The organism is Erwinia sp. GW821-FHT03D09 (assembly GCF_059420805.1).
Genome location: NZ_JBWKUK010000015.1, coordinates 58,724 through 81,183, shown reverse-complemented (window position 1 = coordinate 81,183; position 22,460 = coordinate 58,724). Strand labels below are relative to the sequence as shown.

At 54.2% G+C, this 22,460-nt stretch carries 24 protein-coding genes; 11 read left to right on the top strand and 13 right to left on the bottom strand.

Annotated features, from left to right (window positions below; all coding sequences use genetic code 11):
- Positions 1 to 36: 36 nt before the first annotated feature.
- Positions 37 to 933 (bottom strand): CDF family cation-efflux transporter FieF, encoded by an 897-nt coding sequence (fieF, locus tag AC07U6_RS15910; RefSeq protein ID WP_494764290.1) that lies wholly within the window; start codon positions 931 to 933, stop codon positions 37 to 39.
- Positions 934 to 1,122: 189 nt separating this feature from the next.
- Positions 1,123 to 1,629 (bottom strand): cell-envelope stress modulator CpxP, encoded by a 507-nt coding sequence (gene cpxP / locus AC07U6_RS15905; protein WP_494764291.1) that lies wholly within the window; start codon positions 1,627 to 1,629, stop codon positions 1,123 to 1,125.
- A gap of 152 nt (positions 1,630 to 1,781) precedes the next feature.
- On the opposite strand from cpxP, the gene cpxR reads away from it, so the two are divergent.
- The 3 genes from cpxR to trmL are packed head-to-tail and all read left to right on the top strand — an operon-like array spanning position 1,782 to position 4,368.
- Positions 1,782 to 2,480 (top strand): envelope stress response regulator transcription factor CpxR, encoded by a 699-nt coding sequence (gene cpxR / locus AC07U6_RS15900; protein ID WP_105594464.1) that lies wholly within the window; start codon positions 1,782 to 1,784, stop codon positions 2,478 to 2,480.
- A complete protein-coding gene (gene cpxA, locus AC07U6_RS15895) occupies positions 2,477 to 3,856 on the top strand; it encodes an envelope stress sensor histidine kinase CpxA (RefSeq protein ID WP_494764292.1) in 1,380 nt (459 codons plus the stop codon). Before cpxR ends, cpxA begins: the two co-directional genes overlap by 4 nt.
- A 38-nt stretch (positions 3,857 to 3,894) precedes the next feature.
- The gene (trmL, locus tag AC07U6_RS15890; RefSeq protein ID WP_494764293.1) at positions 3,895 to 4,368 is read left to right on the top strand and encodes a tRNA (uridine(34)/cytosine(34)/5-carboxymethylaminomethyluridine(34)-2'-O)-methyltransferase TrmL; all 474 of its coding nucleotides are present in this window, start codon (positions 3,895 to 3,897) and stop codon (positions 4,366 to 4,368) included.
- Between the two features lie 2 nt (positions 4,369 to 4,370).
- Here the strand turns inward: trmL and cysE are convergent, their stop codons facing one another.
- The 6 genes from cysE to AC07U6_RS15860 all read right to left on the bottom strand — a co-directional run bounded on the left by cysE (position 4,371) and on the right by AC07U6_RS15860 (position 7,962).
- On the bottom strand, positions 4,371 to 5,192 hold the full coding sequence (gene cysE, locus AC07U6_RS15885; protein ID WP_494764294.1) for a serine O-acetyltransferase: 822 nt from the start codon (positions 5,190 to 5,192) through the stop codon (positions 4,371 to 4,373).
- 65 nt (positions 5,193 to 5,257) lie between these two features.
- On the bottom strand, positions 5,258 to 6,277 hold the full coding sequence (gpsA, locus tag AC07U6_RS15880; RefSeq protein WP_494764295.1) for an NAD(P)H-dependent glycerol-3-phosphate dehydrogenase: 1,020 nt from the start codon (positions 6,275 to 6,277) through the stop codon (positions 5,258 to 5,260).
- Positions 6,277 to 6,738, bottom strand: a complete 462-nt coding sequence (secB, locus tag AC07U6_RS15875) for a protein-export chaperone SecB (RefSeq protein ID WP_105594459.1) — start codon at positions 6,736 to 6,738, stop codon at positions 6,277 to 6,279. Before secB ends, gpsA begins: the two co-directional genes overlap by 1 nt.
- Positions 6,739 to 6,824: 86 nt before the next feature.
- Positions 6,825 to 7,076 (bottom strand): glutaredoxin 3, encoded by a 252-nt coding sequence (gene grxC / locus AC07U6_RS15870; RefSeq protein ID WP_105594458.1) that lies wholly within the window; start codon positions 7,074 to 7,076, stop codon positions 6,825 to 6,827.
- Between the two features lie 17 nt (positions 7,077 to 7,093).
- The gene (locus AC07U6_RS15865) at positions 7,094 to 7,525 is read right to left on the bottom strand and encodes a rhodanese-like domain-containing protein (RefSeq protein WP_494764296.1); all 432 of its coding nucleotides are present in this window, start codon (positions 7,523 to 7,525) and stop codon (positions 7,094 to 7,096) included.
- 182 nt (positions 7,526 to 7,707) lie between these two features.
- Positions 7,708 to 7,962: a hypothetical protein gene (locus AC07U6_RS15860; RefSeq protein ID WP_494764599.1), complete on the bottom strand. Its 255-nt coding sequence runs from the start codon at positions 7,960 to 7,962 to the stop codon at positions 7,708 to 7,710.
- Here AC07U6_RS15860 and envC point away from each other — a divergent pair.
- The gene (envC, locus tag AC07U6_RS15855) at positions 7,877 to 9,184 is read left to right on the top strand and encodes a murein hydrolase activator EnvC (protein ID WP_494764297.1); all 1,308 of its coding nucleotides are present in this window, start codon (positions 7,877 to 7,879) and stop codon (positions 9,182 to 9,184) included. The genes AC07U6_RS15860 and envC overlap by 86 nt on opposite strands.
- Before the next feature lie 2 nt (positions 9,185 to 9,186).
- Entirely contained in the window at positions 9,187 to 10,119 is a 933-nt protein-coding gene (locus AC07U6_RS15850; RefSeq protein WP_494764298.1) for a divergent polysaccharide deacetylase family protein, read from the top strand.
- A gap of 35 nt (positions 10,120 to 10,154) precedes the next feature.
- Here AC07U6_RS15850 and tdh read toward each other — a convergent pair whose 3' ends face one another.
- Positions 10,155 to 11,186: an L-threonine 3-dehydrogenase gene (gene tdh, locus AC07U6_RS15845; RefSeq protein ID WP_494764299.1), complete on the bottom strand. Its 1,032-nt coding sequence runs from the start codon at positions 11,184 to 11,186 to the stop codon at positions 10,155 to 10,157.
- 10 nt (positions 11,187 to 11,196) lie between these two features.
- Entirely contained in the window at positions 11,197 to 12,393 is a 1,197-nt protein-coding gene (gene kbl / locus AC07U6_RS15840; protein ID WP_494764300.1) for a glycine C-acetyltransferase, read from the bottom strand.
- A gap of 227 nt (positions 12,394 to 12,620) precedes the next feature.
- On the opposite strand from kbl, the gene rfaD reads away from it, so the two are divergent.
- The 4 genes from rfaD to AC07U6_RS15820 are packed head-to-tail and all read left to right on the top strand — an operon-like array spanning position 12,621 to position 16,691.
- Positions 12,621 to 13,553 (top strand): ADP-glyceromanno-heptose 6-epimerase, encoded by a 933-nt coding sequence (gene rfaD / locus AC07U6_RS15835; protein WP_494764301.1) that lies wholly within the window; start codon positions 12,621 to 12,623, stop codon positions 13,551 to 13,553.
- A 16-nt stretch (positions 13,554 to 13,569) separates the two neighbouring features.
- Positions 13,570 to 14,616, top strand: a complete 1,047-nt coding sequence (gene rfaF, locus AC07U6_RS15830; RefSeq protein ID WP_494764302.1) for an ADP-heptose--LPS heptosyltransferase RfaF — start codon at positions 13,570 to 13,572, stop codon at positions 14,614 to 14,616.
- Positions 14,617 to 15,618 (top strand): lipopolysaccharide heptosyltransferase RfaC, encoded by a 1,002-nt coding sequence (rfaC, locus tag AC07U6_RS15825; protein ID WP_494764303.1) that lies wholly within the window; start codon positions 14,617 to 14,619, stop codon positions 15,616 to 15,618. It begins immediately after the preceding gene.
- Positions 15,615 to 16,691 (top strand): glycosyltransferase family 9 protein, encoded by a 1,077-nt coding sequence (locus AC07U6_RS15820; protein ID WP_494764304.1) that lies wholly within the window; start codon positions 15,615 to 15,617, stop codon positions 16,689 to 16,691. The genes rfaC and AC07U6_RS15820 overlap by 4 nt, the downstream gene beginning before the upstream one ends.
- On the opposite strand, the gene AC07U6_RS15815 is transcribed toward AC07U6_RS15820, so the two are convergent.
- The 3 genes from AC07U6_RS15815 to AC07U6_RS15805 form a co-directional block, all read right to left on the bottom strand.
- On the bottom strand, positions 16,683 to 17,939 hold the full coding sequence (locus AC07U6_RS15815; RefSeq protein ID WP_494764305.1) for an O-antigen ligase family protein: 1,257 nt from the start codon (positions 17,937 to 17,939) through the stop codon (positions 16,683 to 16,685). The genes AC07U6_RS15820 and AC07U6_RS15815 overlap by 9 nt on opposite strands.
- 2 nt (positions 17,940 to 17,941) lie before the next feature.
- Complete coding sequence (locus tag AC07U6_RS15810; RefSeq protein ID WP_494764306.1) at positions 17,942 to 19,063, bottom strand: glycosyltransferase family 9 protein; 1,122 nt, start codon at positions 19,061 to 19,063, stop codon at positions 17,942 to 17,944.
- Positions 19,064 to 19,146: 83 nt separating this feature from the next.
- Positions 19,147 to 20,103, bottom strand: coding sequence for a polysaccharide deacetylase family protein (locus AC07U6_RS15805; protein WP_494764307.1), 957 nt, complete (start codon positions 20,101 to 20,103; stop codon positions 19,147 to 19,149).
- Between the two features lie 160 nt (positions 20,104 to 20,263).
- Here AC07U6_RS15805 and rfaQ point away from each other — a divergent pair, with 160 nt between their 5' ends.
- Together rfaQ and AC07U6_RS15795 are read left to right on the top strand one after the other, a co-directional pair.
- Positions 20,264 to 21,334: a putative lipopolysaccharide heptosyltransferase III gene (gene rfaQ / locus AC07U6_RS15800; protein WP_494764308.1), complete on the top strand. Its 1,071-nt coding sequence runs from the start codon at positions 20,264 to 20,266 to the stop codon at positions 21,332 to 21,334.
- Complete coding sequence (locus AC07U6_RS15795) at positions 21,331 to 22,458, top strand: glycosyltransferase family 4 protein (RefSeq protein ID WP_494764309.1); 1,128 nt, start codon at positions 21,331 to 21,333, stop codon at positions 22,456 to 22,458. The genes rfaQ and AC07U6_RS15795 overlap by 4 nt, the downstream gene beginning before the upstream one ends.
- The last annotated feature ends 2 nt before the right edge of the window (positions 22,459 to 22,460 follow it).

Genomic DNA, 22,460 nt, shown 5'->3' with positions numbered 1-22,460 from the left:
GCAGAACTAACTGATTCATTTAACGACAATTTACCGCTAAAAATTATTTTTTGGTTCCACCGGCACTACGGAGCAGGGGTCCTGATGGATAATCACATCAGAACCAGGAAAACGCATCAGTAAAGCCTGCTCCAGCTCATCCGCTATCTGATGTGCCTTAACCAGTGGTAAGTGGTCATCCATTTCCAGATGGAGCTGAATAAATCGAGTCGGCCCGGACTGTCGGGTACGGATGTCATGCGCACCCTGGATGCCGGATTTCGCCGCAATAATCTCCAAAATAATCTGCCGTTCCTCATCGGGTAGTGCGCGATCCAGCAGCGCCTGTACTGCCTCGTAGCCCATGCGTAATGCGCTATACAGAATCCAGACGCCAATGCCTAAGGCAAACAGCGCATCCGCACGATGAAAACCATACCAGCTCAGGCCCAGCGCCAGCAGTATCGCCCCGTTCATAATTACGTCGGACTGATAGTGCAGCATATCGGCACGTATCGCCAGGCTGTGGGTGCGGCGTACGACCCAGCGCTGGAAAGTCACCAGAATTAACGTAGAGAACAGCGCAATAACGGTAACGATCATCCCCACCAGTGGCGCATGCATCGGTGCGGGCGTGGCCAGATGCTGAAGCCCTGTCAGGAACAGAAACAGGGCCGATCCCGAAATAAACATGCTTTGTGCCAGGGCGGCGAGCGATTCGGCCTTACCGTGACCAAAGGTATGCTCCGCATCAGCAGGCTGAAGCGAATAGCGGACGACCAGTAGATTAGTCAGAGAAGCGGCGATATCCACCAGCGAGTCAACCAGTGCGGCTAATACGCTGACCGAACCGGTATGCCACCAGGCGAAAATTTTGATGATCAACAACAGCGAAGCAAGGATCGTCGCTGCCAGCGCCGCCGCATTGACCAGCCGTGCATAGCGTTGATTCATGACGCACTCCGGCAGGATAAGAAGCGTCAGTATACCGGATTTGAGCACAAGAAATCCCCGGGTATTGCGGGCAAGTATGTGCGGAAAAAGATGAAAAGATGATGGGCAAAAAAGACCCCCTCGTCATGAGGGGGAAGACAGGGATGGTGTCTATGGCAAGGAAAAACAGGGATAGAACGTACTGGTACTTTACGGGTTACTGCTGTTACGTACTGCCTGCAGAGGCGAAGCCTGCTGCGAGTTCGTTAGCTGGCGCAATTCATTGATGCGCTGCTGATGTTTCTGTTCTAAGACAGCCTGCTGCTGCGGTGTTAACAGGTGATACATCTGGTTGCGTACCCGGGCCATCTCAACCTGGCGTACAACCTCTGCCTGCGCTATTTTTTCCACCTGAGCTTCATAAGCTGCCTTATCGAATTTATCTGCAATAATCAGTTCGTGTAGCTGCTCTAAATCGTTAATACTTATAGGAGAACGATCGCGCCGTGCCTGCTGCATCAGATCTCGTAGTTGCTGACGCTGCTGCTCCGTTAAATTGATGCCATCAAACATGTGATTTTGCGGGCCCAGCCTGAATGTGCTGCTTGCTCCATCAGTGTGATGCATCTCGTCATTCGTCGTAACGTCAGCAGCCCATGCGGTGGATAGGCTAAGCACCAGCGCCTGAACCGCAACGACGGCGGTAACTCTGCGCATCGTTTACTCCCAAGTTTGTTTCCGTATTTCGATTCAACGAGATTCAGTCTACGGGGCCTGCTGCAAACAAGCGTCAGGGGGTGTAAAACTACGTAAAGTCATAGATTGAGCGCGTTCGTTCACGGTATTTTGCCTGCGGAGGGCAATAAAAGATGAATAAAATCCTGTTGGTTGACGATGACCGCGAATTGACTTCGCTGCTGAAAGAATTGCTGGAAATGGAAGGCTTCAATGTGCTGGTTGCCGGTGACGGTGAACAGGCACTGGCGCTACTGGATAGCAGTGTCGATCTGCTATTACTTGATGTGATGATGCCAAAGAAAAACGGTATTGATACCCTGAAAGAACTGCGTCAGCAGCATCAGACCCCGGTGATTATGCTCACCGCTCGCGGCAGCGAGCTGGATCGCGTACTCGGCCTGGAACTGGGTGCGGACGATTACCTGCCAAAACCGTTCAACGACCGGGAACTGGTCGCCCGTATCCGTGCCATTCTGCGCCGCTCCAACTGGAGTGAACAACAGCAGCAGCACGACAACAGCTCGCCAACCCTGGAGGTGGATTTACTGCGCCTGAACCCGGGCCGACAGGAAGCCAGCTTCGACGGCGTGACGCTGGATCTGACCGGAACAGAATTCACTTTGCTCTACCTGCTCGCGCAGCATTTAGGCCAGGTAGTATCACGTGAACATCTGAGCCAGGAAGTGCTTGGCAAGCGGCTGACTCCGTTCGATCGCGCTATCGATATGCATATCTCAAACCTGCGGCGCAAGCTGCCGGAGCGTAAAGACGAACATCCGTGGTTCAAAACGCTGCGCGGACGTGGCTATCTGATGGTGTCCGCAACATGATATCCAGCCTGACCACCCGCATCTTTGCCATATTCTGGCTGACGCTGGCACTGGTGCTGATGCTGGTGTTAATGCTGCCGAAGCTCGATTCCCGCCAGATGACCCCACTGCTGGACAGTGAAGAACGGCAGGGAGTCATGATTGAGCAGCACGTTGAGGCGGAGCTGGCACAGGACCCGCCCAACGACCTGATGTGGTGGCGCAGGCTGTTTCGCGCAATTGACAAGTGGGCTCCCCCCGGCCAGCGTTTGTTGCTGGTCACCAGCGAAGGTCGGGTAATTGGCGCACAGCACAATGAAATGCAGGTGATCCGTAACTTTATCGGCCAGTCTGATAATTCCGATCAGCCGCAGAAGAAAAAATATGGCCGCCTGGAAATGGCCGGCCCGTTCTCCGTGCGCGATGGGGAAGACAGCTATCAGCTGTATCTGATCCGTCCCGCCAGCAGTTCACAGCTCGATTTTATCAATCTGCTGTTTGACCGGCCGCTGCTGCTGCTCATTGTCACCATGCTGATCAGCTCACCGCTACTACTGTGGCTGGCATGGAGCCTGGCAAAACCGGCACGCAAACTGAAACACGCCGCGGATGATGTTGCCGCCGGGAACCTGCGCCAGCGACCGGAACTGGAAGCAGGACCGCAGGAATTCCTTGCGGCGGGTGCCAGCTTCAACCAGATGGTCAGCGCGCTGGAACGGATGATGACCTCACAGCAGCGGCTGCTATCCGATATCTCGCATGAGCTGCGCACACCACTGACGCGCTTACAGCTGGCCACTGCGCTGATGCGCCGCCGCCACGGTGAGGCCAAAGAGCTGGAGCGTATCGAGATGGAGGCGCAGCGCCTGGATGGCATGATCAACGATCTGCTGGTGCTCTCGCGTACTCAGCACAAAAATGCGCTGGTCAGCGAGGCGATCAAGGCCAATCACCTGTGGTCGGATGTTCTGGAAGATGCGAAGTTCGAAGCGGAACAGATGGGCAAATCGCTGGAGGTACCTTATCCACCAGGTCCGTGGCCGCTGTACGGTAACCCCAGCACGCTCGACAGCGCGCTGGAAAACATCGTACGTAACGCCCTGCGCTACTCACACAGCAAAATTTCGGTCAGCTTCTCGGTGGATAAAAAAGGCGTCACCGTGCATGTGGATGATGATGGCCCGGGCGTCAGCCCTGAGGATCGGGAACAGATTTTCCGGCCGTTTTATCGTACCGATGAAGCCCGCGATCGTGAATCTGGCGGTACCGGCCTGGGGCTGGCGATTGTGGAAAATGCCATTCAGCAGCACCACGGTTGGGCCAAAGCCGATGACAGCCCGCTGGGCGGTTTACGGCTGACTATCTGGCTGCCGCTGTATACCACTCAGCACGAATAATTTGCTATCCTTCGGCCCTCGTATCAGAGGGCCGTTTCATGCTACATATCGTTTTATTCGAACCTGAAATTCCGCCAAATACCGGCAATATTATTCGCCTGTGCGCCAATACGGGCTTTCATCTGCATCTTATTGAGCCGCTGGGTTTTGCCTGGGATGATAAAAGACTGCGCCGTGCCGGGCTGGACTACCACGAGTTTACCGCTATTAAGCATCATGCAAACTATGAGGCGTTTATTGCCGCAGAAGCGCCTGAGCGCCTGTTTGCGCTGACCACCAAGGGAACCCCTGCGCACAGCGCGGTAAACTATCAGGATGGAGATTATCTGCTGTTTGGCCCGGAAACGCGTGGTCTGCCGGAAAGCATTCTGGATGCCCTGCCCGCACAGCAAAAAATCCGTATTCCGATGGTGCCAGACAGCCGCAGCATGAACCTGTCAAATGCCGTTGCGGTGGTGGTCTATGAAGCCTGGCGGCAGTTGGACTATGCGGGTGCGCTGCTAAGGCGTTGAGATTAGATCCCGTCGCCGAATTCGAAGCCCGGCACCATGCCATTAAAGTGCTGGTCCATATCCATTGACGGCATGTCGCTGTTAGGCTTGCCGACAATGCGCGCCGGAACGCCAGCGGCGGTGGTATGCGGCGGAACAGGTTGCAGCACAACGGAACCCGCGCCGATCTTCGCTCCCTGACCCACTTCAATATTGCCGAGAATTTTAGCGCCCGCGCCAATCATCACACCCTGACGGATCTTCGGATGACGATCGCCGCTGGTTTTACCGGTACCGCCAAGGGTAACGGATTGCAGAATAGAGACATCGTCTTCGATCACCGCCGTTTCACCCACAACGATACCTGTGGCGTGGTCCAGCATGATACCGCGGCCGATTTTCGCCGCCGGGTGAATATCGACGGCAAACGACACGGACACTTCGTTTTGCAGGTATACCGCCAGCGCACGACGGCCCTGATGCCACAGCCAGTGGCCAATGCGATGCGCCTGTAGTGCGTGGAACCCTTTCAGATAGAGTAGCGGCGTCGAGTATTTATCAACCGCCGGGTCGCGCTGACGCACCGCCTGAATATCGCAGGCGGCGGAAACGATCATCGACGGGTCCTGCAAATACGCATCCTGGATAACTTCACGGATAGCAATCGCGGGCATAATCGGATTTGCCAGCTTGTTAGCCAGCATATAGCTCAACGCGCTGCCAAGATCGTCGTGCTTGAGTAAGGTGGCGTGGTAAAAACTGGCCAGCATAGGTTCACAATCGGCCAGCGCACGCGCTTCCGTTTTGATGTTATCCCAGATCAGTTCAGGTTCTGCACACGACATAACTCACTCCCCACTAAAAATGGCGTCACCAGGACGCCAACAGACAACGACACGGTTATGCCATCTTAGCTACCGCTGTTCTCATCTTTTCTGGTACGCCCAAGCAGACTCAACGCTGCCTCACGCGCATTTTTACCACAGTACAGTACCTGATAAATCTGTTCGGTGATTGGCATTTCGACACCAAAACGCGCAGCCAGTGCTCTGACTTCTTTGGTGTTGCGGAAACCTTCCACCACCTGACCGATGGTTTGCTGTGCACCCTCCACATCCGCGCCCTGGCCCAGCATCATGCCGAAACGACGATTGCGCGACTGGTTGTCGGTACAGGTCAGCACCAGGTCGCCGAGGCCGGCCATGCCCATAAACGTCGTGGGATCGGCTCCCAACACGGCACCCAGGCGGCTCATTTCAGCCAGGCCTCGGGTAATCAGCGCCGTACGGGCATTCGCACCAAAGCCAATACCATCCGACATTCCCGCTCCGATAGCGATCACGTTTTTAACCGCACCGCCGAGCTGAACGCCGATAAAATCAGGATTATTGTATACCCGGAAGCTTTTACCACAGTGCAGTAATTGCTGGATCTCATCCGCGAAAGTGCTTTCAGTCGCCGCCAGCGCAATCGCGGTTGGCATACCGGCAGCCAGCTCTTTAGCGAACGTCGGGCCGGAAATCACCGCCAGCGGGATCGCGTCGCCCAGAATTTCTCGTGCCACATCCTGCAACAGACGACCGGTTTCTTTCTCCAGGCCTTTCGTTGCCCACACCAGACGGGAGTCGGCACGCAGATGTGGTTTAATCTGCTGCAAAACGTCGCCAAATACATGGCTGGGAACAACGACCAGCAAATCTCGGCTGGCAGCAATTGCTTTAGCCAGATCGGTTTCAATCTGCAGAGTATCGGGGAAAGGCACATCGGGGAGGAAAGCGGTATTGCAGCGATCGGACTGTAGCTGCGCCTGGTGTTGAGGATTATGTCCCCACAACACCACCTCGTGGCCGTTACGGGCAAGCGTAATCGCCAGGGCGGTGCCGTACGAGCCGGCACCGATGACGCTCATGGAAGCATGAGAGCTACGCATTAAGCATCCTGCTGCTGCGCTGCACCTTCTGACTGCTGCAGATAATTCATAAACAGCGCGTCGAAGTTAACCGGTGCAAGATTCAGCTGCGGGAAGGTACCGCGAGAAACCAGGCTGGTGATGCATTCACGAGCATACGGGAACAGGATATTCGGGCAGTACGCGCCCAGGCAGTGTGCCATCTGGGTGCCTTCAATGCCGCTGACAGAGAAGATACCCGCCTGCTGTACTTCACACAGAAATGCCGCTTCGTCGTTGACTGTTGCCGTTACGGTTACGCGCAGCACAACTTCATACACGTCGTCAGCCAGCTGAGTTGATGCGGTATCAAGATCCAGCTTAACTTCCGGTTCCCACTCTTTCTGGAAAACTTGCGGTGCGTTTGGCGCTTCAAAAGAGATGTCTTTGGTATAAATACGCTGGATCTGGAAAGCCATCTCGGTGTTATTTTGTTCTGACATGTTACTTAATCCTATGGGTTAATAATCCGTTATTGTGCCGCAGTGTTAGTCAGCCTATGCGCGCTCAGTGCGTGCTCCGCCCGGTTCTATTTCAACAGCGGGTCAAGACCGCCGCGGCCGTCGAGCGCAAAGAGATCGTCACAGCCGCCAATGTGCTGTGCATCAATAAAAATTTGAGGAACCGTCGTTCGGCCGCTGCGTTTAATCATGACTTCACGCGTATCGGCATCCCCATCAATCGGGATCTCCTGATAGCTTACGCCTTTCTGGTCCAGCAGCGCTTTGGCTCGATGGCAGAAAGGGCAGGTTGCTTTGGTATAGATCTCAATGTTGGCCATGCCGACACTCCTGAAGTTTACTTACCGCGAACCAGCGGCAGGTTTTCGCCGCTCCAGCCGGAAATACCGTCTTTCAGCACATACACCTGCGCAAATCCGGCAGCGTTAAGCTGTGACGCGGACTCGTGTGCCGAAGTGCCGGTAGCACAGACAACAATCAGCGGCTGCGCTTTGTGTTTCTCCAGCTCGCTGAAGCTGCCTTTTTTGATGTCTGCAGCCAGTACATTAACTGCATTTGAAATATGGCCTTTACGGAAGTCATCGCGCCCACGCACATCTACAACCACGGCATCTTCTTTGTTGATTAAACGGGTGGCTTCACCACGGCTAATCGTTTTTACTTTGGAGAACAGACCCTTAACCGTAGTCACGATCACCAAAACCAGCAAAACAACCCACGCCAGACTTAAAATTGTGTGATTGCCTGCAAACTGCATAATATCTTGCATGAGGGGTAACAACTCCCGGAAGGGTTAATAAGCTAAAAATAAGGCTTCTGAGTATACCTGCCAGGACTGCCATGTACAGTCGATAAGCTGTTCAGAGTCATGTTTTCTGCGGCAGATTACAAAAAAAGTTGCCTTAAGTGAAAAATACTATCCTGAGATAACGGTGTATCGTTCTTGAGCGGTTATTTGTTGCGCAGCGAGCCATTACGGCTGTCGTTAATCGTGATTCTGAAAGGAGTGCCGACCGCGCAAAAATTCCATGCTGGATAGCGATTACTGTTACTGTCAGTAACTGAAAATCCGGTAGAGATGGCTGGTAAGCCGCTGTTCATCGTGGAATAATCCGAAGCTATGAGGGAAAAAGCAACAGTGATACATTCATGGACCCCACGTAACAAACAGGCATCTGCGCCGTCATTACGTGCAAGCTTGTCCATCCTGACCGTCAGTGTTCTTTGCACCGGCGCGTTGCTATGGTCGTTTTCTGCTTCCGCCGCCGAAGACAACAAGTCACAGTTGCAGAGTATCCAGCAAGATATCGCTGAAAAAGAGAAAAGCGTTCAGTTGCAAAAGCAGCAGCGCAGCAAGCTTCTCGATCAGCTGCAGGCCCAGGAAAAAGTTATCGCTCAGGCCAGCCGCCAGCTGCGGGAAACGCAGTCGGGTCTGGGTTCACTGAGTAAAGATATCAGTTCTCTCACCGCCTCCATCAATAAGCTTCAGAAACAGCAGCAGCAACAGGAGTCGATGCTGGCGCAGCAGCTTGATGCCGCTTTCCGCCAGGGCCAGCACAGTGGTTTACAGCTGATCCTCAGCGGTGAAGAAAGCCAGCGCAGCGAGCGCATGCTGGCCTATTTTGGTTATCTCAATGATGCCCGGCAGAAATCTATCGATGAGCTGAAGCAAACCCGCAGCGATCTCTCGGCGCAAAAAGCCAACCTGATAGACAAGCAGGCGCAGCAAAAATCCCTCCTGGAGCAACAGCAAACTCAGCAGCAGAAGCTTGAGGGTGCGCGCCAGGCACGTAAACAAACTCTGACCACACTCGAATCATCGCTGGAGAAAGACCAGGCTCAGCTGGTAGAGCTACGGCAGAACGAAAGCCGCCTGCGCGACAAAATTGCCAAAGCCGAGCGGGAGGCGAAAGCCCGTGCCGAACGGGAAGCGCGTGAGGCGCAGAAGGTACGCGAGCGGGAAGCGCAGGCGAAGCGTAAAGGCACGGCCTATAAACCGACCGAAAGCGAGCGGGCACTGGTTTCACGTACCGGCGGTCTTGGCCGGGCGGCAGGGCAGGCTCTGTGGCCGGTGCGCGGCAGTATTGAGCACCGTTTTGGCGAACAGTTACAGGGCGAGCTTCGCTGGAAGGGCCTGGTGATCGCCGCACCGGAAGGGACGGAAGTTAAAGCCATTGCCGATGGCCGGGTATTAATGGCCGACTGGCTACAGGGCTATGGCCTGGTGGTGGTCGTGGAGCACGGTAAGGGCGATATGAGCCTGTATGGCTATAATCAGAGTGCGCTGGTGAGCGTGGGAACACAGGTCCGGGCAGGGCAGCCCATTGCGCTGGTTGGCAACAGCGGTGGCCGCGGCACGCCTTCACTCTATTTCGAAATCCGCCGCCAGGGACAGGCCGTCAATCCACTGCCGTGGTTAGGAAGATAATTTTGTTTCAGTTACGAAAAATCAGCGGCCTGCTGGTAGCGCTTGTTTTGGCCAGCCCGGCGTTTGCCGGTAAGCTTTCGATAGTGATTGATGATTTTGGTTACCGTCCGGCGCAGGAAAATCAGGTATTACAGATGCCTGCGGCCATTTCCGTGGCGGTGTTGCCTAATGCACCACACGCCCGGGAGATGGCAACCAAAGCTCATCAGCGCGGCCACGAAGTGCTGATCCACTTGCCGATGGCACCACTCAGCAAACAGCCGCTGGAAAAAGACACTCTGCGCCCGGACATGTCCGTGGATGAAATTGCGCGCATCGTGCGTGAAGCCGCTGCCGATGTGCCCTATGCCGTTGGGTTAAATAACCATATGGGCAGCGCAATGACCTCCAGCCTGCCCGGCATGCAGAAAGTGATGCAGGTTCTTGACCGCTATAATTTTTATTTCCTCGACAGTATGACCATCGGCAATAGCCAGTCAACGCGCGCCGCCGCCGGCACCAGCGTTAAAGTCATTAAGCGCCGCGTGTTCCTGGACGATACGCAGAATGAGGCGGATATCCGCCAGCAGTTTACCCGGGCGGTCCGGCTTGCCCAGCGCGACGGTTCGGCGATTGCCATTGGTCACCCCCATCCGACGACGGTTCGCGTTCTTCAACAAATGCTGCCAACGCTGCCTGCCGATATCACGCTGGTGCGTCCAAGTCAGCTACTCAACGAGCCGCAGCATGGCAGCAACACGTCGCTGCCTGAGACCCGGCCGCAACCGATCAAGCCGCGCAATCCGTTCCGCGTTGGCAAAAACTGCCCGGTGAAAACCGCGCCGGTTCCGGCAGCGCGTGCTGTTGGTATCGTCGCAGAAAGTGTTGCCGAGAGCCCGTTGCTGAAGACGCTGTCGCAGCAGTTTTCAGGATTAAAGCCTGATTTTTCTCGCTAATTCGTTCGCCGCCAGCACCTGCTGGCGGCAGCATTCTACGACGGCCAGTTAAGGATCACCTTGCCCGAATGCCCGGAGCGCATTTCATCAAATCCCTGCTGGAAATCGTCAATGTCATAGCGGTGAGTAATAATCGGCGTTAAATCCAACCCGGACTGCAGCAGTGCCACCATTTTGTACCAGGTTTCAAACATCTCCCGGCCATAAATGCCTTTGATAAACAGCCCCTTGAAAATCACCTGATTCCAGTCGATAGCCATCTCCTGTGAGGGAATGCCGAGCATAGCAATGCGCCCGCCGTGGTTCATCACGCCCAGCATGGAACGGAATGCAGCAGGAACACCCGACATCTCCAGCCCGATATCAAATCCTTCCGTCATTCCCAGGTCGCTCATCACCGACGTCAGGTCGTGCCGGCCGACGTTGACCGCCCGGGTCACACCCATCTTCTGCGCCAGCGCCAGCCGGTAGTCATTAACGTCGGTGATCACTACATGTCGCGCGCCTACGTGGCGACAGATGGCTGCCGCCATAATGCCGATAGGTCCTGCTCCGGTAATCAACACATCCTCACCAACCAGGTCGAAAGACAATGCCGTATGTACTGCATTGCCGAAGGGGTCGAAAATCGCCGCCAGATCGTCTGGAATATTATCGGGGATTTTAAAGGCGTTAACCGCCGGAATAGACAGATATTCAGCAAAGCAGCCCTGCCGGTTAACGCCAACACCGATGGCATTACGGCACAGGTGAGTGCGCCCTCCCCGGCAGTTACGGCAGTGGCCGCAGGTAATATGCCCCTCGCCGGATACCCTGTCGCCAGGCTGAAAGCCAACCACTTCCTGCCCCACCGCCACCACCTCGCCGACGTATTCGTGGCCGGTAATCATCGGCACCGGAATGGTTTTCTGCGACCAGGCATCCCAGTTATAAATATGCACATCAGTGCCGCAGATCGCCGTTTTGCGGATTTTGATTAACACATCGTTGTGCCCCGGCTCGGGGATGGGGGCATCGTTGATCATCCAGATACCCGGCCGGGCGTGCAGTTTTGCTAGTGCTTTCATCACGTCTCCTTCAGGCAATAACGCCAAGCTGCCGACCAACACGAGTAAATGCATCTACCGCGCGTTCCAGCTGCGGCTGGGTGTGGGAGGCTGAAATCTGGGTACGGATGCGCGCTTTTCCTTCAGGCACCACCGGGTAGAAGAAACCGGTCACGTAAATCCCCTCCTGCTGTAACAGGCTGGCAAACGTCTGCGCCAGCCGGGCATCGCCCAGCATCACGGGAATGATGGCGTGATCGGCCCCGGCCAGGGTGAATCCTGCGGCCTGCATCGCGGAGCGAAAATAATTTACGTTATCCCACAGCCGCTGGCGCAGCCCATCGCCCTCTGCCAGCATAGAAAGTACCTGTATCGATGCCGCCACAATTGACGGCGCCAGCGAGTTGGAAAACAGGTAAGGCCGGGATCGCTGGCGCAGCCACTCCACCACCTCTTTTTTAGCAGCGGTGTAGCCGCCAGATGCGCCGCCAAGCGCTTTACCCAGCGTGCCGGTGATAATATCCACCCTACCCATCACGCCGCAGTATTCGTGGCTGCCCCGCCCCGCCCCGCCCACAAAGCCCACCGCGTGCGAATCGTCCACCATCACCAGCGCCTGATAGCGATCGGCGAGATCGCAGATCCCCGCCAGATTGGCAATCACGCCATCCATCGAAAACACGCCGTCGGTAGCGATAAGAATATGGCGCGCACCCTCTTCCCGAGCCCGCTGCAGGCAGGATTCCAGCTCGGCCATATCATTGTTGCTGTAGCGATAGCGCTTCGCCTTACACAGGCGGATACCGTCAATAATCGACGCGTGGTTTAGCGCGTCAGAGATTACCGCATCTTCAGCGCTAAGCAGGGTTTCGAACAGCCCACCGTTGGCATCAAAGCAGGAGGAGTAAAGGATGCTGTCTTCCATCCCAAGAAATTCAGCCAGTTGACGCTCCAGCTGGCGATGGCTGTCCTGCGTTCCGCAAATAAATCGTACCGAGGCCATGCCAAAACCGTGCGTATCCAGCCCTGATTTTGCGGCAGCGATTAGCGACGGATGGTTAGCCAGCCCGAGATAGTTATTGGCACAAAAATTCAGCAGCTCGCTGCCGTCGGCCAGCTGAATCACCGCCTGCTGCGCACCGGCAATCTGCCGCTCGTGTTTAAACAATCCCTCGCATTCTGCATTCAGCAACTGCTGCTTAACCTGCTGATAAAAAACATCCTTCATGTTTATCCCTCACCAACTATTTTCAGCGACACTGTATACTGAAAATACAACACAATGACGGACAGATATGACGGAAGATATCAATATTGCAGCATATCTCACGGAATAATTTATGAAGGGACACGTGTTACAGACTCGTCTGGCTGTGTGTGGCGCGTTGAGATGTTATGATATGACTATTAGCGCGTGGAGCCTCCTGTTCCACCCCACAGCAAAGGTTAATGCTCATGATTATCGTCACCGGCGGCGCTGGATTTATTGGAAGTAATATCATCAAGGCGCTGAATGATAAGGGCCATACTGACATTCTTGTGGTAGACAATCTGAAAGACGGCACCAAATTCGCCAACCTGGTCGATTTAGACGTCGCCGACTATATGGATAAAGAAGACTTCCTGATTTCCATTCTGGCCGATGAAGATTTTGGCAACGTTGAAGCCGTATTCCATGAAGGCGCCTGCTCTTCCACGACCGAGTGGGATGGTAAGTACATGATGGATAATAACTATCAGTACTCTAAAGAGCTGCTGCATTACTGCCTTGAGCACGATATTCCGTTCCTGTACGCCTCCTCCGCCGCAACTTACGGTGGCCGTAATGCCGACTTTATTGAAGAGCGCCAGTTTGAAGAGCCGCTGAACGTGTACGGCTACTCCAAGATGCTGTTCGACCACTACGTGCGCAGCATCCTGCCAGGAGCGCAGTCTCAGGTTTGTGGCTTCCGTTACTTCAACGTCTACGGGCCGCGCGAAGGTCATAAAGGCAGTATGGCCAGCGTGGCATTCCATCTGAATACCCAGCTGAAAAACGGTGAGAACCCGAAACTGTTCGAAGGCAGCGACGGATTTAAGCGCGACTTTATCTATGTGGAAGACGTTGCATCGGTCAACCTGTGGTTCTGGGAAAACAATGTGTCCGGCATCTTTAACTGCGGTACCGGCCGGGCTGAATCTTTCCAGGAAGTGGCAGATGCCGCGCTGAAATACCATCAGCAGGGCGAAATTGAGTACATTCCGTTCCCGGAAAAACTGAAAGGCCGCTATCAGGCATTTACCCTCGCCGACCAGACCAAACTGCGCGCTGCGGGCTACGATAAGCCGTTCAAAACCGTCGCCGAAGGCGTGGCTGAATATATGGCGTGGCTGAACCGTAACGGTTAACGGAGCGGGGCAGGCAATGAAAATTCTGGTTATTGGCCCGTCGTGGGTCGGCGACATGATGATGTCGCAGAGCCTCTATCGTACGCTGAAGGCGGAACATCCCGGGGCGATAATCGATGTGATGGCGCCAGCCTGGTGCCGGCCCCTGCTATCGCGCATGCCGGAAGTGAACGAGGCGCTGGCGATGCCGCTGGGCCACGGAGCACTGGAGATTGGTGAACGCCGTCGGCTTGGCAAAGCGCTGCGCGAAAAGGGCTACGATCGCGCCTATGTGCTGCCAAACTCGTTTAAATCCGCGCTGGTACCGTTTTTTGCTGCTGTCCCACGCCGCACCGGCTGGCGTGGAGAAATGCGCTACGGCCTGCTAAACGATATCCGTACGCTGGATAAAGCGGCGTTTCCGCTGATGGTGCAGCGCTACGTCGCACTGGCCTACGATAAATCCCGTATCGCCAGCGCCCGCGATCTGCCCCAGCCGCTGCTGTGGCCGAAACTGGTGGTAGAAGACGCGGAAAAGCAGAGTACAGCCGCCGCGTTTAATCTTCCCGCAGATCGACCGATTATCGGCTTCTGCCCCGGCGCAGAATTTGGCCCGGCAAAACGCTGGCCGCACTATCACTATGCCGCGCTGGCGCAGCAGCTGATCGACCAGGGCTATCAGATAGCGCTGTTTGGCTCCGCGAAAGACCATGAAACCGGCGAGCAAATCCTCTCCGCGCTGGCCGAAAATAGCCGACAGCACTGCCGCAATCTCACTGGCGAAACCCAGTTGGAACAGGCGGTTATCCTGCTGGCCTGCTGCCATGCCGTGGTGAGCAACGATTCAGGGCTGATGCATATTGCCGCAGCGCTCGATCGCCCGCTGGTGGCGCTATACGGTCCGAGTAGCCCGGATTTCACCCCGCCGCTGTCCGATAAGGCCAGGGTGATACGCCTGATTGAGGGCTACCATAAAGTACGTAAGGGTGATGCCGCAGAGGGCTATCACCAGAGTTTGATCGATATTACTCCAGAGCGCGTTATCGCCGAACTGGAAACGCTATGTCCTGTACCAGGAGTTTGAATGCGGGTTCTGATTATTAAAACCTCCTCAATGGGAGATGTATTGCACTCGCTACCAGCATTAACGGACGCCATGCAGGCCATTCCCGGAGTTCGTTTTGACTGGGTCGTTGAAGAGGGCTTTGCTCAGATCCCTTCCTGGCATCCGGCCGTGGACCGCGTACTGCCCGTGGCCATTCGTCGCTGGCGTAAACACTGGTTTGGCACTCAGAACCGCAAAGAGCGTGTGGAGTTTAAGCGCAAGCTACAGTCACGAGAGTATGATGTAGTGCTGGATGCGCAGGGGCTGATTAAAAGTGCAGCCCTGGTGACGCGCCTGGCGAAAGGCGTCAAGCACGGCGCCGACAGCCGCAGCGCGCGCGAACCCTTTGCCAGCTGGTGGTACGACCGCCGCCATCAGATTAACAAGCAGCAGCACGCCGTACAGCGTACGCGAGAACTGTTCGCCAAAAGCCTTGGCTACGCGCTGCCGGAAACCACAGGTGATTATGCCATTGCCCGGCACTTTATCCACGAGCTGCCGGTGGATGCCGGTCAGTACCTGGTGTTTCTGCACGCCACGACTCGCGACAATAAGCACTGGTCGGAAAGCCACTGGCGCGAACTTATTGGTTTAATACAGCCGTCAGGATTGCGGATAAAGCTTCCCTGGGGTGCGGAACACGAGCATCAGCGAGCGATTCGCCTGGCTGAAGGGTTTGATTTCGTTGAGGTGCTACCTAAACTTTCGCTTGAGCAGGTCGCCCGAACGCTGGCTGGTGCGCGTGCGGTGGTGTCCGTCGATACCGGTCTTAGCCACTTAACCGCCGCGCTCGACCGCCCGAATATCACACTGTATGGCCCCACCGATCCGGGACTGATTGGCGGCTACGGCAAGAATCAGTTTGCCCTTATATCTCCGGATAAAAACATGGATTCGTTGAGTGCAGAGCAGGTCATGGAACAACTTACCAATACGCTGATGGTTGTTCCGGCAATTTCAGACAACGGGCAAGGAAAATGAAAAAAAAGAAATTTGCCAAATTACGGGAATGGAACCGTCGCCGTAATTACCTTATGAAAGCCCTGCGAATGAATTTTGCACGCTGGCGTTTCGATCTTAAGGAGCGCAAAAACTTCAATTTCTCTAACGTTAAACGCGTACTCTTTCTACGTGATGATGACAAAATTGGGGATATGGTCGTTTCAACCTCACTGTTTCGTGAGTTTGGCCGTGCAGGCTATCAGCTCGATGTACTGGCAGGAAAAAATAATGCCAGCATTATTGAGCACAATCCCTACATCCATCAAATCATCGTCGCCCCTGATAGCCATAATGCCAGCCTGGAGTTGGCGCACAAACTCGCCCGTCAGCCGTACGATTTAGTTGTTGATATGGGTGATAAAATGTCGCCTTCGCGCCTGCAGTTCCTGCGTCTGCTCAACGCGAGCAGCCTGATTGGCTTCAATAAGCCGCAATATAATATCTATACCCGATCGCTCGACTATATGGGTTACGATACACATATTACCGGGCGCTATGCGCTATTGCTGGAATCTCTTGGGTTCAAAGATTTTAGTATCGATTACGACCTGCACTGTCCGGAACAAACGGGGCAGCAGGTTGGTGACTTTATTGAGTCACTGCCTGGCACGCTAAATATCGTGCTTAACCCATTTACAGCCGATCGGCGGAGAGATTTATCCGTTACCCAGTGCAGCGAACTGATTAAGCGGATTAAAGAAAAATTCCCCATGGCGAATGTCATTATTATTGGGTCCCCCTCTCGCATCAGCAGCCTGACCATTACCAAAGCGTATCTTAATCCCTTCGATTCACTCAGCAGCGCGATTGAGCTAATTCGTCGCGCCGACCTGGTTATCAGCCCTGATACATCCATCGTGCATATTGCCACAGCATGGAAAAAGCCGCTGGTCAGCCTGTATGGCCACGATCTGCACGGTAAATTTATTAATAGCGCCGTGTGGGGACCGGGTAATACCCGGTCCGTACAGTTATTCACGCGTGATAAGGAACACCCGGTCTCAACGATTGCGATCGAAGAGATTATTGCCGCCGTCGAAAAACTACTTTAATGCCGGCGTTTCGTTCCGGGGCTTTTCGTTATGCCACAGGGCGGAAAGGATAAATATTAACGGAAAGAAAATTGACTGCTCCCGGCTGATAAATATGACATCGGTCAGCCCGCTGAAAATAACGACCAGTACCGTCGCCAGGAGCAGTGGATTATGGGACTTTCGGGCATATAACAGCATTGTGGCATAGAATAAGAGCAACACGACCAACCCCTGAATTCCCTGCAGGCTGGCCGTCTCGATCACTTCATTGTGTAAATGGATATTCACAAACGCCAGGGACGCTTTTTCCCGATGGTGTTCCGCAACATACTGTTTAAACCAGACAATACGCTCTTCCTGGCTCATTCCAAGAGGATGCTGCTCAAAGCTTGCCGCACCCACTTTCCACATAGCCAGGCGACTGCTTAAAGAGCTTTCTGAGTTACCATGAGTTCGTTCGTACAGGGCTATTTGTTTCTCTGTAAGCAAAATCTTTGGCTTAATTACACTATTATAACTAGCACTAATTAAAGACCCTAGAATCATTAAGTAAATTATTAGAAGTTTTTTATTTAAATCTCGAATCTTAACTAAACCAATAACCATCACGATCACTGGAAACGCCAGCATGACATTTCGTGTACCGGTTAGAAACACCAGATATAAGGCCGCCACAAATACTATACCGGCCTGAATCAGGCTAATCAGATGGGAAGATTTCGCCAGCATAAAAATCACCGCCGCCGCCAATGCCGAGTACATATAAGCTGCATCGGTGGCGCGGCCCTGATAGAAATCAACTCGCTGCAGGCCGGTAAAATACTGGTAAAGGCCGACGCCGCTGGCGACGACAAAGGCCGCGATCAGCGATCCCTTTATCAATTGGGCAGTTTTGACACGGTAGCATTCTTTGTACGCCAGAAGAAACCAGGCGATCAGGGCGGACAGGATCAACCGCTTACCGGTAGCCAGATAGGAGTTATAGATATCGAAGTCAGGATTACCGATATATTCAACCGCAAACCAAAATAATTTACTGACGCCAAGTAAAGCCAGTGCCAGCACAAAAAAAACATTCCATCTTTTCAATGACGGGCGAAAGAAGACCAGACCCGCTATCGAAAAGTAGGAGGAAAAGAAGAAAGCGATGCGAGAAGATTTTTCATCGAAAAAATTAAAAAACACCGACAGCAGGGCGCACACAAGAGCGCCAAAATAAAAAAACATCTCTTTATCTGAAAAATATCTGGATGGTAATTTAAGCACGACTACTCCTGAACTTCATTATGTGGCTTTTCTAAAGCGATCAACTTTAACCTTTCCGATACTTTTTCAATCACACTTTCAGGGGTAATTAAATCCATCGCATTAGCAACGTGTTGATTACTTTTACGACGAGCAACGTAAATCACATCGTGCATATGTCGATCCTGGAACGGCCCGGTGGAATAGGGATTTGCATTAACGAACAAGCTGACCGTCGGTGTTTTCGCCGCAATTGCGATATGCAGAGGACCCGTATCACCGGTCAGCAGCACCGAAAATTCATTTATCAGTTCTGTCAGTTGAATCAGTCCGGTAGTACCAACGTAATCAGTGATGCGAGACTTGAAACGTGTATCCAGGTGTTGCCAGAATTCAGCCACCAGCGATTTTTCGCCAGGACCACCAATTAATGCAATGCGTAGATCGCCCGGTTGTTGCAGTAAGGCGGCTGCGACCTGAGCAAAGTGCTTAGGTGCCCAACAGCGATCGGGTTTAGAAGCGCCCATCTGGAAGCCGACCGTCAGAATATTTCGCGGGGTCGGTTCTGCCAGTTTTATCGGTAATTTCATTTCATGGTCGCTGGCGTCACATACCAGCGGTTCCACCAGCGCCATCTTGCGCTGGATAATGTGGCCGACATAGCCAATCGTGTAGTCAGCAAGCCAGCGATCGCGAGCGTCGAACCCATCGTAGTAGTTATCACGAATCACATATTGCGTACCGGCAAGCACCGCGCTGAGATAATCATACGGTTCGTGCGAATGAAGTAACAACGCCAAATCGGGCGGTCCCTGCTCTTCCTTTAGCGCCTTGATCATCGTACACATGGAGGAAAACTTATTATTCCACCAGACGACGCGATTCCAGTCCTCGCCATTTTGCAGGAACTCGCGAAATTTTTCGTGCGCCACCAGCGTGATCGTCGAGGTGGGATAGCGTAATCTGATCGCGCGAATTGCAGGTGAATTAAACAGAAAATCACCCAGTGCCGTGGTCGAGTAAATAACAATATGACGGAATTCTTGTTCCCGGCTCACGGATTGAGCGAATTTTAGACGCCCATTCCAGCGCGTGAAGATGGTCAAAAAGAGGTTAACAGCTTTGATCTTCCAGCGCTTACTCATTAAAATTTCTCAATCTGGCATTGTATTTAATTGGCATCAGGTAAACAGTCAGACTTCATCTTTCTGAATAAGTTTGCCGCATCTCAACCCACTTTACTCTGGTAATATTCTGATAAAGTTAACCCCGTCGTACGCGACTGCAACCAGCTGAACAGCTGCTCCAGATCGTCATACAACGCATCGATATCCGCGGCGGTTTTGAACGTCGGGCTGCCGCCGGGCATAAATTCCGACGAATGCAGCATAAACTCCACGTAGTCGCTGCCAGCGGCCAGCGTTTTTTCCGCCACGCCGATCATCTGCTGAAGATTACCGCGCATCGGCCTCAGCCAGTGGACCGATGGACTGCGTTGCTTTCCACGCAGACGATCCCAGCCCTGTTTGACGCCGTTCATCAGCGCCGAGTGCTTGTACTGAATACTCATCGGCACTTCCAGCAGCAGGGAATCACCCGCCCGGGAAATATCCTGCGGGTCAATAAAATAAGCGCGATCGGGAAAATACTGGTAGTTGGTGCCGCCGTTACCCTGCGGCGCGCCCGGCGAAAACTGCCAGTTCACGCGCGGGGTGACCGAGCAATCAACCTGATACCCCAGCTCAATCAGCAAACGGGCATAAAATTCGTTAAACGCCCAGCGCCCGGCGCGGTGGCTGCGCATTTTTGTCTGCAGAGTGTCTTCCAGCAGCCGGGTGATGTAGCTGACTTTCTCACGGATTATCGCTTCAGGGTATTCGATCAAATAAGGCTTGTGCCGCCAGTCGTCGCCGGTTAAGTCCTGTATCGGTGGATTGTTCCACGCGTGCAGATGCATACCGATCTCACCGGTATCGCGCGCAATTACGTCGCAGGCAAATTCAACGTAGGCCGGATCGATCGCCATTTCATAGTTCGTCAGCCAGGTTGGCTTAAAGGCATACTTTTCACAAAGCTGCTGGAAACGTGGCAAAAACCGGGTATTTTCGGTGGTGATCCGATCGTGATTTTGCCAAAGATTATCGCCTTCGGTATCGATGGTGATGATAAACGCGGGCTTACCCATATTCTTTCCTGTCAGCACAATTACCTGCGGCTATGTTACTAGCGGGCCAGCAAAGCGCAAAGGTAATTCCGCTCATCACGGCGTTAGCGGGAGGCGAGGCTAGCCACGCCCTGGTGACTGCTTTAGAATCAGCGACTGGTTTATTGAACAGCGATAAAGCATGGAATCTCTGGATCTGCCCCACATCCCTCACCCGGTATCACGTATCCTGGTGATCAAATTTCGCCACCATGGCGATATGCTGCTGACTACGCCGGTTATTCACTCGTTAAAAGCCGCCTTTCCTGATGCTCAGATAGACGTGCTGCTTTTCGAGGAAACCCGCACCATGCTTAGCTGTCATCCTGATATTCACCGGATCTATGCTATCGATCGCAGCTGGAAAAAACAGGGTGTACGTTTCCAGGTTAGCCAGGAGTGGCGGCTAATGAGCACCCTGAGAAAGCAGCATTACGATATGGTGCTGAATCTGGCCGATCAGTGGCGCAGTGCGATCATTACCCGCTTCACCGGCGCACGTGTGCGTCTGGGGTTTGATTTCCCGAAGCGTCAGGGAAGGCTGTGGCGTCAGTGCCATACACAGTTAGTTTCCACTGCAGACCATAATTCGCTGCATACCGTGGAGCAGAATCTGTCGCTGCTGGCACCTTTGCGGCTTCCACAGCGGCGGGATAACGTCGCCATGCACTACTCTGACGCAGATCGGCAGATCGTTCGCGAGCTTGCTGGTCCGGAAGATTATATCGTGGTTCAACCGACCTCCCGCTGGTTCTTCAAATGCTGGAGCGAGGAGAAGTTTGCTGCCACGCTTCAGGGACTGCTGAATGATGGACGCAAAGTAATACTGACCTCTGGCCCTGACGGCAAAGAAATAGCGATGGTTGAAGGGATTATCGGGCGACTGACCTCGCGAGAAGGCGTTCTCTCTCTGGCCGGGAAGCTGACGCTGACCCAGCTTGCCGCGCTGATTGACGGTGCGCAGCTGTTTATCGGCGTGGATTCCGTTCCGATGCACATGGCCGCGGCACTACAAACGCCAACAATCGCGCTGTTTGGCCCCTCAAAACTGGTGTTCTGGCGCCCCTGGCAAGTTAAAGGCGAAATCATCTGGGCAGGAGACTACGCTCCTCTGCCGGACCCGGACAGCGTTGATACCCGCACCAGCGAGCGCTATCTGGATGCCATTCCCGTTGACGATGTCCTGGCAGCAGCAAGGAGGCTTTTAGCATGAAACCCATCAGACTGGCGATCGTACGGCAGAAATACCGGCCCGACGGCGGCGCAGAGCGTTTTATCGCCCGCGCGCTGGAAGCGCTGGACCAGCAGTCGCTGGATCTCAACGTGATTACCCGTGAATGGCAGGGTCAGCGTCAGCCCAACTGGCACCTGCATATCTGTAATCCGACAAAATGGGGCCGCATCAGCCGCGAGCGAGGGTTTGCCGACGCCGCCCGGGCGCTATGGCAGCGTGAAAACTTCGATATCGTTCAGAGCCACGAGCGCATTGCCGGATGCGATATCTACCGCGCCGGTGACGGTGTTCATCAGCGCTGGCTTGAGCTGCGCGGCCGGCTGATGCCGGGCTGGCGACATAAGCTACTGCTGGCGAATCGCTATCACCGCTACGTGATGGCGGCTGAAAAAGCGATGTATGAAGCCCCGGAGCTGAAAGCCGTTATCTGCAATGCGGAGATGGTGAAGAAGGAAATCATCCAGCGGTTTGGCGTCGCCAGCGACAAAATCCACGTCATTTACAACGCGATTAACACTGCCCAGTTCGTCCCGGCAGAGATGGCCACGCGCGCGGCTATCCGGCAGAAAATCGCGCTGCCGCTGGATGCCAGCGTGTTGATTTATGTCGGTTCCGGCTTCGAGCGTAAAGGGCTGGCGGCGGCAATACGTGCAGTAGCCAGTACCGATCGTTACCTGCTGGTCGTCGGCAAAGATAAAGCAGAGAAACAGTATCGGGCACTGGCTACAGAGCTGGGTTGCGCCGATCGTATCCGCTTCGTCGGGATGCAATCGGATACGCTGCCGTGGTATCAGGCCGCCGATGGGCTGCTGCTGCCCACACTGTACGATCCGTTCCCCAATGTTATCCTCGAGGCAATGGCCTGCGGCCTGCCGGTAATCACTTCGACCACCTGCGGCGGCGCGGAGTTTATTCAGCAGGGGCATAATGGCTATGTGTGTGATGCGCTGGATATCAATGCACTGCGCGACGCTGTGATGGCCCTTCCCGCGCGTGCGACCGATAGCAGCATGGGGCTGGCGGCCCGCAAACAGGTGCTGGCCTCCACGCCGCAGCGGCTGTCACAGCAGCTGGTATCGCTTTATCAACAGATTCTGGACTAAAC